19 protein-coding genes are annotated in these 13925 nt (G+C 33.0%); 11 read left to right on the top strand and 8 right to left on the bottom strand.

The annotated features are described in order from the left end of the window. Positions 1–66: 66 nt before the first annotated feature. From ACGK9U_RS07685 to ACGK9U_RS07660, 6 genes are all read right to left on the bottom strand, one after another. Positions 67–927: a rhomboid family intramembrane serine protease gene (locus tag ACGK9U_RS07685; RefSeq protein ID WP_394465782.1), complete on the bottom strand. Its 861-nt coding sequence runs from the start codon at positions 925–927 to the stop codon at positions 67–69. Further along, a complete protein-coding gene (locus ACGK9U_RS07680; RefSeq protein ID WP_394465781.1) occupies positions 927–1694 on the bottom strand; it encodes a rhomboid family intramembrane serine protease in 768 nt (255 codons plus the stop codon). The genes ACGK9U_RS07685 and ACGK9U_RS07680 overlap by 1 nt, the downstream gene beginning before the upstream one ends. A 112-nt stretch (positions 1695–1806) precedes the next feature. Further along, positions 1807–3657, bottom strand: a complete 1851-nt coding sequence (mutL, locus tag ACGK9U_RS07675; RefSeq protein WP_394465780.1) for a DNA mismatch repair endonuclease MutL — start codon at positions 3655–3657, stop codon at positions 1807–1809. Positions 3658–3660: 3 nt separating this feature from the next. Continuing rightward, positions 3661–3948 carry a riboflavin synthase subunit beta gene (locus ACGK9U_RS07670; protein ID WP_394465779.1) on the bottom strand — a complete coding sequence of 96 codons (288 nt, stop codon included), beginning with the start codon at positions 3946–3948 and terminating at the stop codon, positions 3661–3663. Positions 3949–4411: 463 nt separating this feature from the next. Continuing rightward, positions 4412–4897 carry a 6,7-dimethyl-8-ribityllumazine synthase gene (gene ribH, locus ACGK9U_RS07665; protein WP_394465778.1) on the bottom strand — a complete coding sequence of 162 codons (486 nt, stop codon included), beginning with the start codon at positions 4895–4897 and terminating at the stop codon, positions 4412–4414. Between the two features lies 1 nt (position 4898). Next, the gene (locus ACGK9U_RS07660; RefSeq protein WP_394465777.1) at positions 4899–5669 is read right to left on the bottom strand and encodes a tol-pal system YbgF family protein; all 771 of its coding nucleotides are present in this window, start codon (positions 5667–5669) and stop codon (positions 4899–4901) included. A 140-nt stretch (positions 5670–5809) separates the two neighbouring features. Here ACGK9U_RS07660 and recF point away from each other — a divergent pair, with 140 nt between their 5' ends. The 5 genes from recF (at position 5810) to ACGK9U_RS07635 (ending at position 8216) form a co-directional block, all read left to right on the top strand. After that, entirely contained in the window at positions 5810–6889 is a 1080-nt protein-coding gene (gene recF, locus ACGK9U_RS07655; protein ID WP_394465776.1) for a DNA replication/repair protein RecF, read from the top strand. A gap of 54 nt (positions 6890–6943) precedes the next feature. Continuing rightward, positions 6944–7240 carry a DUF721 domain-containing protein gene (locus tag ACGK9U_RS07650; RefSeq protein WP_394465775.1) on the top strand — a complete coding sequence of 99 codons (297 nt, stop codon included), beginning with the start codon at positions 6944–6946 and terminating at the stop codon, positions 7238–7240. 98 nt (positions 7241–7338) lie between these two features. Then, entirely contained in the window at positions 7339–7530 is a 192-nt protein-coding gene (locus ACGK9U_RS07645; protein WP_034044451.1) for a cold-shock protein, read from the top strand. A 158-nt stretch (positions 7531–7688) separates the two neighbouring features. After that, positions 7689–7880 carry a cold-shock protein gene (locus ACGK9U_RS07640; protein WP_394465774.1) on the top strand — a complete coding sequence of 64 codons (192 nt, stop codon included), beginning with the start codon at positions 7689–7691 and terminating at the stop codon, positions 7878–7880. Between the two features lie 144 nt (positions 7881–8024). Further along, positions 8025–8216, top strand: coding sequence for a cold-shock protein (locus ACGK9U_RS07635; protein ID WP_394465773.1), 192 nt, complete (start codon positions 8025–8027; stop codon positions 8214–8216). 78 nt (positions 8217–8294) lie between these two features. Here ACGK9U_RS07635 and ACGK9U_RS07630 read toward each other — a convergent pair whose 3' ends face one another. Then, positions 8295–8714 (bottom strand): nucleoside-diphosphate kinase, encoded by a 420-nt coding sequence (locus ACGK9U_RS07630; RefSeq protein ID WP_394465772.1) that lies wholly within the window; start codon positions 8712–8714, stop codon positions 8295–8297. A gap of 88 nt (positions 8715–8802) precedes the next feature. Between ACGK9U_RS07630 and ACGK9U_RS07625 the strand changes: the two genes are divergently transcribed. The 6 genes from ACGK9U_RS07625 to ACGK9U_RS07600 all read left to right on the top strand — a co-directional run bounded on the left by ACGK9U_RS07625 (position 8803) and on the right by ACGK9U_RS07600 (position 13144). Next, entirely contained in the window at positions 8803–9822 is a 1020-nt protein-coding gene (locus ACGK9U_RS07625; protein ID WP_394465771.1) for a bifunctional oligoribonuclease/PAP phosphatase NrnA, read from the top strand. Then, positions 9815–10363: a gliding motility-associated peptidyl-prolyl isomerase GldI gene (gene gldI / locus ACGK9U_RS07620; protein WP_394465770.1), complete on the top strand. Its 549-nt coding sequence runs from the start codon at positions 9815–9817 to the stop codon at positions 10361–10363. Before ACGK9U_RS07625 ends, gldI begins: the two co-directional genes overlap by 8 nt. 2 nt (positions 10364–10365) lie before the next feature. Then, entirely contained in the window at positions 10366–11493 is a 1128-nt protein-coding gene (locus ACGK9U_RS07615; RefSeq protein WP_394465769.1) for a peptidylprolyl isomerase, read from the top strand. 21 nt (positions 11494–11514) lie between these two features. After that, on the top strand, positions 11515–12444 hold the full coding sequence (gene lgt, locus ACGK9U_RS07610; RefSeq protein ID WP_394465768.1) for a prolipoprotein diacylglyceryl transferase: 930 nt from the start codon (positions 11515–11517) through the stop codon (positions 12442–12444). Position 12445: 1 nt separating this feature from the next. Further along, complete coding sequence (locus ACGK9U_RS07605; protein WP_394465767.1) at positions 12446–12922, top strand: DUF192 domain-containing protein; 477 nt, start codon at positions 12446–12448, stop codon at positions 12920–12922. A gap of 87 nt (positions 12923–13009) precedes the next feature. Further along, complete coding sequence (locus ACGK9U_RS07600; protein WP_394465766.1) at positions 13010–13144, top strand: 30S ribosomal protein THX; 135 nt, start codon at positions 13010–13012, stop codon at positions 13142–13144. Positions 13145–13149: 5 nt separating this feature from the next. Here ACGK9U_RS07600 and yaaA read toward each other — a convergent pair whose 3' ends face one another. Beyond that, on the bottom strand, positions 13150–13908 hold the full coding sequence (yaaA, locus tag ACGK9U_RS07595; protein ID WP_394465765.1) for a peroxide stress protein YaaA: 759 nt from the start codon (positions 13906–13908) through the stop codon (positions 13150–13152). Between the last annotated feature and the right edge of the window lie 17 nt (positions 13909–13925).

Below are 13925 nucleotides of genomic sequence, written 5' to 3'. Positions count from 1 at the left end.
AACTTTTCCATAAAAATATTATGAATACAAAAAGCATCTGTCACCTGTCATCAAACTTCAGAAAAGCTACTTCCCTGCCCTGAATAAAAATTCTTTTTCTTCTGCCGTTAAACTATCGTAACCGCTTTTGCTTATTTTATCTAAAATGACGTCAATTTTCTTTTGATTATTAAACTCGTTAAAATCGGCTTTAGTATAACCACCAACCTTACTTTTATTTTTATGAACGGTTTTTAAAGGTCCTTTTTTAGAAGGTTTAAACATATTGACAAATAAATCCACTAAATGTTCAAATCCTTTACCAATATCATCACCTTTCAGTAATCGTTTTGCATAAAAATAGCCTAATAATGCCCCGCCTAAATGCGCTAAATTCCCTCCTGCATTACCAATTTCAGGATTATTAATACCTGTAAAAACCCCAAGGATATCTAAAATTACAATAGCTAATCCAACATACCAAAGCTTTATGTTAAAAACAAAAAAACGAACCTCTTGGTTTGGCATATAAGCACAAAGAAAAATTAACAAAGCTCTTACTGCTGCTGAAGCTCCTACCAAATTAGAATTAGCACCAAATATACTTGGAAATAAGGTGTAGCATATCATAAATAGTAATCCACCAGACATGGCCCCGAGAAAGTAAATATTCAAAGCCATTTTAGCACTGAATAAATTTAAAAACATACGCCCAATAACATACAACCAAAGCATATTAAAAAGGATATGAAAAAAATCATAATGCACAAAAGCATAGGTAATGATTGCCCAAGGCTTTACTACAAAATTGCTTAAGTTGCTTGGTAGCTCGAACCAATTCAGTTTTAAAAATAACGCAAAAACATATACAACTAAATTAACAGCTATAATTTTCTCTAATACATTTAAACGAGATAACTTATACCTTATGTCGTTATTTAAACTCATTAATCCCAACGGTTTTTGTTAAACTGATTTTTTTTCCAGTACCACATAATAAAAAATCCGGTTAGCGCGCCACCAACGTGTGCCATATACGCCGTGTTACTCGGGCTAAAGAAAGACTGTCCCGTAATACCTGAAATTAAATCTAAGATAATAATACCTGGTATAAAATATTTAGCTTTTATAGGAATAGGTAAAAATATAAGCATCAGTTCCGCATTGGGGTTCATCATACCAAAAGCTGCCATGATACCCATAATACAGCCCGAAGCCCCTACCATTGATGCATTATAAACGGGAAAAATATTTTTTAATTCGGATAACTGTGCTTGGGTAACACCTTCAAGTACTTTGTTGTTAGAAAGCATGTGGGTAATTTGATCTGAACTTAACCCTGAAGCTATTAAAGAGTTATAATTAGGAATGTACTGAAAATAATAGTAGCCCAACTGCAATGCAGCAGCACCTAACCCAGCAGAAATATAAATAAACAAAAACTTTTTAGAGCCTAAAACATGTTCAACCGGCGAACCAAACATCCACAAAGCAAACATATTAAACAACAAATGTGTAATGCTTAAATTCTGCAAATAACCGCCACCATGCATAAACATATGCGTAATAATTTGCCATGGTTTAAACAAGTCGTTTTTTGGAAAATACATAGCAAACAATTCATAAAAAGCACCATTTGCAATAAATAACGTTCCAATAAACATCAAAACGTTTATAATTATTAAATGCTTAACGGTTTCAGAAATTCGCATCATAGTTTTAATCTTTCTAATAAAGTGAAAAAGTAATAAAAAAACCTTTCGACTTTAGTTTATCTTGAACGTAGTCGAAAGACTCAAGGTGTCGATAATTACCTTCCACTTTGTTTTATATAAATTTTTTATCTAATTCGTCAACACTCATCGTAATAAATGTTGTTCGGTTAGTAGGTGATACATTGGGCTCTTTACACGCAAACAGCTTATTTACCAAATGTTCTTGTTCGTCTTTTTGTAATGACTGCCCTCTTTTAATAGCTAAACTTTTCGCCATCGATTTGGCTAGTAAATCAGTGGCACTAAAATGCGTATCGGGTACTTCATTTTCAACATCGCCAATTAATTGTTCTAAAATAATGGACACTTCACTTTCTGGAACCGATACGGGAACACCTGTAATTTCAATAGTTTCATTAGTAACATTTGAAAACACAAAACCGGTATGTTCTAAATCTTCTTTTAATTGATGGATGATTTGAATTTCCTGTGAAGAAAAATGCAATTCCAAAGGAAACAACAATTGCTGACTTACTCCTTCCTTAATGGTTAAATTCTTAAGAAAATCCTCGTACAAAATTCGTTGGTGCGCCCGATGCTGGTCGATAACCAACATACCCGATTTTATAGTACTAACAATGTATTTATTATGAAGCTGGTAGGTGATTTTAGTTTGTTCAATTTTATTATCATCGGTAAAAGCTGACATGGTAGTTTCTTCACTTTCAAAATGAACTTCACTAAAATCGTGATCGGTTTTAGTACCTTTCGATTCTAATCCTACATATAAACTGTCCCAGTTATTTACCGTTTGCTTTTTAAAACCAGTAATTTGTTTTCCTGAGGAATAATTTTCTTTAAACGGATTAAAACTTCTATCCACCTCAATAACTGGAGTTATAGTTTCTTTATTACTGAAATGGTACGGCGTATCCAAACTAGAATCACGCTCAAAATCAAGCACGGGTGCAATATTAAACTGCCCCAAACTATGCTTCACAGCCGAACGCAATAAGGCATAAAGGGTGTGCTCATCATCAAACTTTATCTCTGTTTTTGTTGGATGGATGTTGATATCAATGGTTTGAGGATCGACCGCTAAGTTTAAAAAATAGCTTGGGTGATTTCCGTTTTTCAACAAGCCATCAAACGCCGAAGCAATAGCATGGTTTAAGTATGGACTTTTAATAAACCTGTCATTCACAAAAAAATATTGCTCGCCTCTGGTTTTTTTTGCGAATTCTGGTTTCCCAACAAAACCTGATATCTTCAACACTTCGGTTTCTTCTTCAACAGGCACCAATTTCTCATTGGTTTTGTTTCCAAAGATATTAACAATACGCTGTCTGTAATTACTAATTGGCAAATTAAAAGCTTCACTTCCATTGTTATAAAGTGCAAAACTAATATTGGGATGCGCTAAAGCTACGCGATGAAACTCATCTATAACATGACGTAACTCCACGGTATTCGACTTTAAAAAATTGCGTCGTGCCGGAATATTAAAAAAGAGATTTTTTACAGAAATTGAAGTGCCTTTTGGCGTAACCACCACTTCTTGGGATACCACATTACTTCCTTCTATAACAATGCTATTACCTACATCATCATTCTCTTGCTTGGTTTTTAACTCCACATGGGCAATAGCAGCAATACTAGCCAAAGCCTCCCCTCGAAAGCCTTTGGTATGCAAATGGAACAAATCATCTGCCGTACGGATTTTAGATGTGGCATGACGCTCAAAACTCAATCGGGCATCGGTGGCGCTCATTCCCTTGCCATTATCTATAACTTGAACAAGGGTTTTGCCAGCATCTTTTATAATAAGTTTTATAATAGTGGCATCGGCATCAATAGCATTTTCCAATAACTCTTTAACTACCGAAGCGGGGCGTTGTACAACTTCTCCAGCAGCAATTTGATTTGCAACATGATCGGGCAAAAGCTGTATGATGTCTGACATAAATTATTTGGAAAAAAATATAGATAGATCGAATTCAATAATTGCTAAAAAAATTAAAACCAATACAGCAATAATAATTAAAACACGTCTATCTGCTTGTTTATCTGGGTTGCTTTTTAAATCGTCTAACGCATTTACTATTTTAGTTTTTAAACCCGTATTGCCTCCAACGGTTTTTCTAAAATCATCAAACTTATGTTTAATTTCAAACGGGTTACCTTCCCCTTTATCATCAAAATAACGCGGCGTATAATTAAACTTTTTGTTTTTTCTCAGTTTTAAAATTCCCATAATTTCTAAGTTTTTGGTTACATGTATTTTTTTTCTAACAAATACATGCAAATCAATAATAATACCAAAACTATAATGAGTGTTCGTATTGGCATCACACCTTTTACTTTCCGACTCCTTTCACTTTGTCGTTTCCATTTAGAAACAAAATCCACCTTCTTAGCGTCGTCTAAGTTGTCCTCATTTTCATTTTTCTTTGAAAAAGGGGATTGATAATTAAAGGTTTTATTTTTGTGTGATTTAAACAAAGTCAATACTTACTTATACCTCAAAAATACTTAAAAATAGGGAAAAACCGAAGATTGAAATGATAAAAAATGTTAACATTTGAAGTTGCTAGGAATCAAAGCTTCAGAGATTCAAAGATTCAAAGATTCAAAGTTCCAAGTAAATTTTGGTAACAGTCATTTTATAGCTTTGTCTCTTTGCTGCTTTGCTACTTTGCTACTTTGCTACTTTATAACTAACTGTTTTTTCGCAGTTCAGCCATTTTAATAGCTGCAATGGCGGCTTCGGTACCTTTATTACCGTGTATTCCACCTGAACGTTCGATGGACTGTTGCATAGTATTATCGGTAAGTACACAAAAAATAACTGGGGTTTCGTGCAGTACATTTAGGTCTTTAATACCTTGAGTAACACCTTCACAAACAAAATCGAAATGCTTGGTTTCTCCTTGAATAACACAACCTATAGCAATTACGGCATTTACCATTTGCTGTTGCATTTTTTTGCTTCCATAGATAAGCTCAAAGCTTCCTGGAACATCCCAACGGATAATGTTATTTGGCAATGCACCGTTTTCTATAAGCGCATCGTAAGCACCTTGGTATAACCTTTCGGTAATGGTATCATTCCATTCTGAAACAACAATCCCAAACCGAAACTTGCTCGCATTTGGGATTGTTGTTTTATCGTAATCAGATAAATTTTTGTTTGCCGTAGCCATATTATTTATTTGCCAATACCTGAGCTTTACCAATAAATACGTCTATGGTTGTAGCTTCAGATGAATTTGGATATTCTTCTTTAATTCTGTTGAAATATGTAAGCGCTTTATCGGCTTTACCTAAATCTAACGCAATAGCACCTGCTTTATATAGATACATAGGTGTTGTGTATTCATTGTTACGTAATTCTGCAGCTTGCTCATAATAATCTAAAGCATCTTCAGATTGGTTTAATTGTGCAAACGCATCACCAATGTTTCCTTTTGCTAAAGGCGCTAATATTTCATCGTCACTTTCAAAATCACTTAAATGCTCTATGGCTTTTTTGTAATCTTTTAAGTTCAAGTAAGCGGTACCCGCATAGTAGTTAGCTAAGTTAGCCGCTGGTGTTCCACTGTGCTCCTTAATAATATCCAGCATTCCAAACTTCCCTTCACCACCTTTTAAAGCCAAGGTATAAAGCGAATCTTTAGCAGTACCGTTTACTGCATCGTTAAAGTATTTTTGTGCTTGAAACATGTCGTTTATAGCTGTTACTTGTTTAGGTTTTGCTATAAATTCCTTATAACCTAAAAAACCTAAAACCACTACAGCTACAACACCAATTATAATAAAAATGTATTTTTGATTCTTTGCAACAAAATCCTCTGTTTTTGATGCCGTTTCATCAAGTGTATTAAAAACCTCGGCGGTAGCAGAATGTTGTTCTACTTCTTCTACCTTTTCTTCTTTTGTTTTTGGTTTGTATCCTCTTTTATTATAAGTTGCCATGTATTTAGTCTAAAATTAATGCGCCGCAAAAATATAATTTTTCTTCATAACTAAAAGGGTATTTATTTGATATTTTTCAATAATTTGCACATCCTTTTAAAGAGTCCCATATTCTTTATACCGTTTAAGTTAGCTTTTTTATGATTTTAAAATCACTTTCATTACTAAATTACAAGAATTTCGATAGTAAAACCTTCGCTTTCAACGATAAAATAAATTGTATTGTTGGCAACAATGGCATTGGAAAAACCAATGTTTTGGATGCCATTTACCATTTATCCTTTGGAAAAAGTTATTTTAATCCCGTTGCAACCCAAAATATTAAGCACGACGAAGACTTTTTTGTGATTAATGGCGATTATGAAAAGGAAAGCAAACTTGAAAAGGTGGTGATAAGTTTAAAACGCGGACAAACCAAAGTGATTAAGCGCAATGGAAAGGCTTATGAAAAGTTTAGTGAACACATTGGTTTTTTACCGCTTGTTATTATTTCGCCAGCCGATAGGGATTTAATTATTGAAGGCAGCGATACCCGCCGAAAATTTATTGACAGTGTCATTTCGCAAAGCGATAAAAAATATTTAAGTAACTTAATAAATTACAACAAAATATTGGCGCAACGCAATGCCCTGCTAAAATATTTCGCTTTAAACCATACTTTTAATAAAGATACTTTAGAAGTTTACAATAACCAATTAAACGATTTTGGCACTGTTATTTTTGAAAAACGCCATGCTTTTTTACAAACATTCGTCCCCATTTTCAAAGCACGTTATGAAGCTATAAGCAATGGCAACGAAGTGGTTGAGCTAAACTACCACAGCGATTTGTATGAAGACAATTTAAACAACCTGCTTCTAAAAAACATCAATAAAGACAAAACCTTGCAATACACCAGCGTAGGCATTCATAAAGACGATTTACATTTTAATATTGAAAATCATCCTATTAAAAAATTTGGAAGTCAAGGGCAGCAAAAATCATTTTTAATAGCTTTAAAACTGGCACAATTCGATTTTATAAAAGCACAAAGTAATGTAAACCCTATTTTATTACTTGACGATATTTTTGATAAATTAGATGAAAATCGTGTGGCACAAATTATTAAATTAGTTGATAATGAAAATTTCGGGCAACTATTTATAAGTGACACCCATGCTGAACGTACTGAAAATGCAGTAAAACAAGTACACCAAAGTTATGAGATTTTTAAATTATAACAGGAAGAACGAATACCAACACCCAGCAACTAAAACCCATTAACTAAAACTAAAATGGCAAAGCGCAACAACGAACATATAAGTATATCAGACGCATTGAAAGAATTTGTAGAAACCAATAAATTAGAAAAAGGTTTAAACAAAGTAAACGTAGCCGATGCATGGGCAAATTTAATGGGCAATGGCGTTAACAACTACACCACCGCTGTAAATTTAGAACGAGACACCCTTTATATACAACTTAGCTCGAGTGTATTGAGAGAAGAATTAAGCTACGGAAAGGAAAAAATAATTAAGATGCTTAATGAAGAACTAGGAAAAGAAATTATTAAAAAATTGATTCTAAGATAATTAGATATTTAAAGATAAAGTAAAAAAAACAATAAAAAGCAGCGATGTGTAAAAAATTATACTACCTTTGTCCCTTAAATTTTTATAAATAAATTACAATGAGTAAAGGTACCGTAAAATTCTTCAATGACTCTAAAGGTTTTGGATTCATCACTGAAGATGACAACAACAAAGAACATTTCGTACACATTTCAGGACTTATCGATGAAATTCGTGAAGGTGATGCAGTTGAATTCGATCTACAAGAAGGTAGAAAAGGATTAAACGCCGTAAACGTAAAAGTAATCTAATACATATACTTTAACAATTACATTAAAAGTCTATCAATCAATTTGATAGACTTTTTTGTTGAATTTAACTTCAAAATAAAATTAACTGAAAAATACATGACTTGCTATGATATTTAGCGGTACTTTTGAAACAATAATTAATATTTAATATTTATAACATGAGTAAAGGTAGCGTAAAATTCTTCAATGATTCTAAAGGTTTTGGATTCATCACTGAAGATGACAACAACAAAGAACATTTTGTACACATTTCAGGACTTATCGATGAAATTCGTGAAGGTGATGCCGTAGAATTCGATCTGCAAGAAGGCAAGAAAGGTTTAAACGCCGTAAACGTAAAAGTAATCTAATACATACACTTTAACAATTACATTAAAAGTCTATCAATTTTTTTTTGATAGACTTTTTGTTTTTTATAAACTTTCTAAAAAAAACATTTTTTTTTTAATAATTTTTTACGTTACATTTATACTATTAATTTAATAATTTAAAGTATGAGTAAAGGAACAGTTAAATTCTTCAACGATGCCAAAGGGTTTGGTTTTATTATTGAAGAAGGTTCGAAAAAAGAGCATTTTGTTCACATTTCAGGTTTAATTGACGAAGTTCGTGAGGGCGACGAAGTTGAATTTGAACTTAAAGAAGGTAAAAAAGGATTAAACGCAGTAAATGTAAAAGTAATTTAATATATACTATTTAATTTTTTTAAGACACAAAAAATCCCGCAATAGCGGGATTTTGTATTTATAACTTGTATTGAAGTCTTAGAACATCTCTCTTCCCGAGAAATGAAAAGCACTTTCTATAGCAGCATTCTCATCACTATCACTTCCATGCACCGCATTTTCACTTATAGAATCTGCAAACAGTTTTCTAATAGTTCCTTCTGCAGCATCCGCAGGGTTTGTAGCACCAATCAAGGTTCTAAAATCTTCAACAGCATTCTCTTTTTCTAAAATAGCAGCTACTATTGGGCCACGTGTCATATATTCAACTAACTCACCAAAAAATGGACGCTCATTATGTATCGCATAAAAAGTTTGAGCATCTTTAGTAGTCATTTGCGTTAATTTCATTGCAACAATTCTGAATCCTGAAGCTGAAATTTTTTCTAATATTGCGCCAATATGCCCTTTTTCCACTGCATCTGGCTTAAGCATTGTAAATGTTCTATTTGTTGCCATTATATTGTTTTAAATTTGGTGCAAAAGTAAGGTATTTATCAATAAAAACAAGTCCATTGAATTTTAAAAAATTGTATCTTCGCTCTCTATGACAAAAGAAGATATTTTAAACATAAAACAATTACTTTCAACACCAAAAAAAATAGTAATTGTTCCCCACAAAAACCCCGATGGCGACGCTATTGGCTCAACCTTAGGACTTTACCATTATCTTATAAAAAACAAGCATCAAGCACAAGTTATTACACCTAACGATTATCCTAGTTTTTTAAAATGGATTCCTGGGGAAGCAAACATTTTAAAACACGATACACAAACAAAAACATGTGATAGCCTTATTAATGATGCCGATATTATTTTCACATTAGATTTTAATGCCTTGCACAGAACCGGAAACATGGAACCAGTTTTGGCAGCAAGCAAAGCCATTAAAATAATGATTGACCACCACCAAGCACCAGACGATTATGCAACCTATGTATTTAGTGATGTAAGCATGAGTTCTACGTGCGAAATGGTATATCATTTTATTGACATGCTGGGCGATTTAAATATTATAGACACCAACATGGCCACTTGTATTTATGCAGGTATTATGACAGATACTGGCTCGTTTAGATTTTCTTCTACTACCAGTAAAACCCATAGAGTTGTAGCCGATTTAATTGATAAAGGTGCTAACAATTCTGAGATTCACAATAACATATACGACTCTAATAGTTATAAAAGCTTACAATTATTAGGCTGTGCATTAACCAACTTAAATGTTATTCCAGAATCTAGAACGGCATACATAACACTTTCCCAAGAAGAATTAAACCGATACGACTACAAAAAAGGAGATACCGAAGGTATTGTAAATTATGGATTATCATTAGAAAACATAGTTTTAGCGGCCATTTTTATTGAAGACAAACAAGAAGGTATCATAAAAATATCATTACGTTCTAAAGGAAATTTCTCAGTAAACGATATGTCTAGAACCCATTTTGAAGGTGGCGGACACACAAACGCAGCTGGTGGCAAGAGCTATTTATCCTTAAAAGATACCGTTGAAAAATTTATTAGTATATTGCCTAGTTATAACAAAGCTTTAAATAATGAATAAATTATTCCTACTTTTTTTTATTTTACTGGCCGTTTTAAGCTGTAAACAACCCGAAGCCAGACGTCCTATTTCGGTTAAATCTGGTTCGTTTATTAATGCTTCCGTAGAACGGAACAAAAAATTATATGCCAAGGAGAAAGCTCAAATTGAAAAAATAATGAGTCAGCATAAAGACCGTAATTACATTGCTTCAGAAAGTGGGTTTTGGTATTATTACAACACTAAAGTTGAAATTGATTCTTTAGAAACCCCTAAATTTGGTGACATTGTTAACTACAACTACAATGTAAAAGCGTTAAATGGCAGTGTAATTTATTCTAAAGAAAACATGAAAACCCAAACTTACGTTATGGACAGAGAAGAACTCTTTACTGGGCTACGCGAAGGTTTAAAACTTTTAAAAACAGGCGAAACAGCAACATTTCTATTTCCTTCCCAAAAAGCTTATGGTTATTATGGCGATGAGAATAAAATAGGAAGCAACATACCTTTAATTTGTGAAGTTACCGTGAATTCAATTACCCAAAATCAACCCGAATAGTAATGATTCCATTAAAGAATTCTTTTAAAGTTTTTACAATTACTTTATTAATAGCCATTTCTTCTTGTAAAGCACAATATAATGATTTTGAAGATGGTATATATGCCGAATTTATCACCACCAAAGGTACTATGGTAGCCAAATTGGCTTTTGATGAAACCCCTATTACCGTTGCTAATTTTGTATCGTTGGCCGAAGGCACCAACACCATAGTAGACAGTGCTTATAAGGACAAAAAATTCTATAACGGTATTATTTTCCATCGTGTTATTGATAGCTTTATGATTCAAGGTGGCGACCCTACAGGCACCGGTTCAGGCAACCCCGGCTATAGATTTAAAGATGAATTTAAGCCCAATTTAAAACATGATAAACCAGGTATTTTGTCTATGGCAAATTCGGGCCCAAACACCAATGGAAGTCAGTTTTTCATAACAGAAGTTCCAAAACCTAATTTAGACAACAGACATTCCGTTTTTGGGGAACTTGTATTGGGGCTGGATATTTTAGACAGTATTTCGAATGTAAAAACAGATTCTAGAGACAAACCTCTTGAGGATGTTGTTATAAAAGAACTAAACATTATAAGAAAAGGAAAAGCAGCAAAGGCATTTGATGCGCCTAAAATTTTTATCAACCATTTTGCTGAAGCAGAAAAACTTGAAAAAGAAAGAATAGCTAAAGCCGAAGCCCTTTTAAAAGCCACAAAAGACAAATTTTCCCAACAAGAAGCACAAGCTATTACATTAGCTTCTGGTTTAAAATACATCATTACTGAAAAAGGAACAGGAGAAAAACTAAAAGAAACCTCAAAAGTTTTAACCAATTACACCTTGTATTTTGAAGATGGAAAAATTCTTGACACCAATAAATTAGAAACAGCCGAAACATTTGGCATAGTTAACAACCACCGTAAAGCTGCTAACCAGTACCAACCCATCGTATCCGATTTAAGTCCAAATGCTCGAATGATAGCTGGCTTTAAAGAAGGCTTGCAACAATTACATATAGGCGATAAAGCCACTTTATTTATTCCGTACCACTTGGCGTATGGTGAAACAGGAAACAGAGCTATTCCTCCAAAAACTAATTTAATTTTTGAAGTTGAAATTTTAGAGCTTCAAAAGTAACATCAAACAAAACACAAATTTATGTACCTATTAAAATTTGACTGGAACCCGCTAACAGGTATCGACATTATTGGAAATTTCAAACTGCACTTTTATAGCCTTATGTGGGTGGTTGCCTTTGTTTTAGGTTGGTACATTATGAAACGCATTTTTACAAAAGAAAAAGTATCGTTAGAATATTTAGATCCTTTATTTATATACACGGTTTTAGCAACTATGATTGGTGCTCGTTTGGGGCATGTACTTTTTTATCAATCAGAATTAATTTCTGAGGATTTTTTCAGCATATTTCTCCCTTTTAAATTTAAAGGGGGATTTGAGTTTACAGGTTTTCAAGGACTTGCAAGCCATGGAGCGGCCATTGGTATTATTATAGGCATGTATTTATACCGAAAAAAATACAATTACAAATCCTTACTTTGGATTTTAGACCGTGTGGTAATTTCGGTTGCTTCAGGTGCTATTTTTATAAGAATTGGAAATTTTATTAATTCTGAAATTATTGGAAAAATAACCGATTCTAATTTCGGGGTTCGCTTTATTCAAGATGAATATTATAAAAGCCAAATTGTGCAGTTAACCGGTATAAACGATGTTCAAAAAGCCTACAATGCAGTAACAGACAATCCACAATTTATAGAATTATTAAATGCTGTTCCTTACCGCCATCCAGCACAATTATACGAATCGTTTTGCTATATTTTTGTGTTTTTAATATTATGGTATTTCTACTCTAAAACTACAAAAAGAGACCAAACTGGATTTCTTTTTGGGCTATTCTTAATCTTGTTATGGACCGTACGTTTCTTTGTCGAGTTTGTAAAAGAACCACAGGGCGATGAGTATATCAATTGGTTTGGTTTAAACACAGGGCAATGGTTAAGCATCCCATTCATCCTTATTGGTTTGTATTTTATGTTTGTTTACAAACCTAAAACAACTGTTAAATAGTATGTTTTTTAAACACATTATAATAATTTCGGTTTTAGCTTTAGGTGTTATTGCTTGTAAAAAAGACAAAAAAGCTGTTACGCAAACCGATATTTCATTTAAAAAAGAAGGTGAGCTAACTATTTTTAAAATGGGCGATTCAACCAAAATAAACTTGGATATTGAAATAGCCGATACCGATTTTGATATTCAAACAGGCTTAATGTACCGCGATTCTATGGAAGAAAACCAAGGTATGCTGTTTGTTTTTGATGACGTAACCCAACGTTATTTCTACATGAAAAACACTAAAATACCTTTAGATATTATTTATATAAATGATGCCTACAAAATTGTAAGTTTTCAAAAAAATACCAAACCTTTGGATGAAACTTCGTTACCATCAAAAGCCCCTGCAAAATATGTTTTGGAAGTCAATGCCGGTTTAGTAGATACATGGACACTTACTGTGGGTGATAGTATTAGCTTCAGTAAATAGATAATTCACTTTCTCGTTTACAACAAAAACCCCTTTGATTTTAAGATGAAATTTTGTATTTTATCAGTATTAAAAATACATGAAATTATGGGAAAAGGAGACAAAAAAACCAAACGCGGCAAAATAAACAGAGGTACTTTTGGTGCTAGACGCCCTAGAATTAAAAAGAAACCCTCTATAGAAACCAAAATTAGTATTGACAAAAAAGCTATCGCCAGATAAGGTGCTTACCTTATAAAAACCAATTCTGTTTCGGTAGACATTGGTTCACTATAATTATATCCTTCGTAATTAAAAGCTTTAATATCGTCAATTGTTTTTGCATCGGTATCTATAACATAGCGAGCCATTAAACCTCTGGCTTGTTTAGCAAAGGTCATAATCATTTTATATTCGCCATTTTTAAAATCTTTAAAATTAGCGGTTATGACAGGAACTTTTAGGGCTTTTACATCTATGGCCTTAAAATATTCGTTACTGGCTAAGTTTAAAAACAGCTCACCATTTTCCAATTCTTCATTTAAAGCTTTAGCTATTGTTTTTTGCCAAAAGGCATAGAGGTTTTTGTTTTTACCAACAGGAAATTTAGTTCCCATTTCCAATCGGTAAGGCTGTATTAAATCTAATGGTTTTAACAACCCATACAACCCAGAAAGAATACGTACTGTATTTTGCACCGTTTCTATTTTTTCTTGCGGAATGGTGTATGCGTCTAATCCTCTGTACACTTCGCCACTAAAGGCATACATAGCAGGTCTTGCATTATCTTGAGTGAATGGTAATTGCCATTCTTGATTTCGTTCATAATTTAGCTGTCCCAACGCATCGGAAATACTCATAAGTTTTGATAAACTTTTGGCGGATTTCTTTTTAAGTAATTTATTTAAACGCTCTGATTGATCCAAAAATTGCGGCTCACTAAATTGTGCTGTTGGTAATTGTGTTTCAAAATCGAGCGACTTTGCTGGTGACAATACTAATTTCATGTGTTATGGAAGTTTCA

Source organism: Mariniflexile sp. HNIBRBA6329 (assembly GCF_043558645.1).
GTDB lineage: Bacteria > Bacteroidota > Bacteroidia > Flavobacteriales > Flavobacteriaceae > Mariniflexile.
This window is presented reverse-complemented; position numbering and strand designations above follow the sequence as displayed.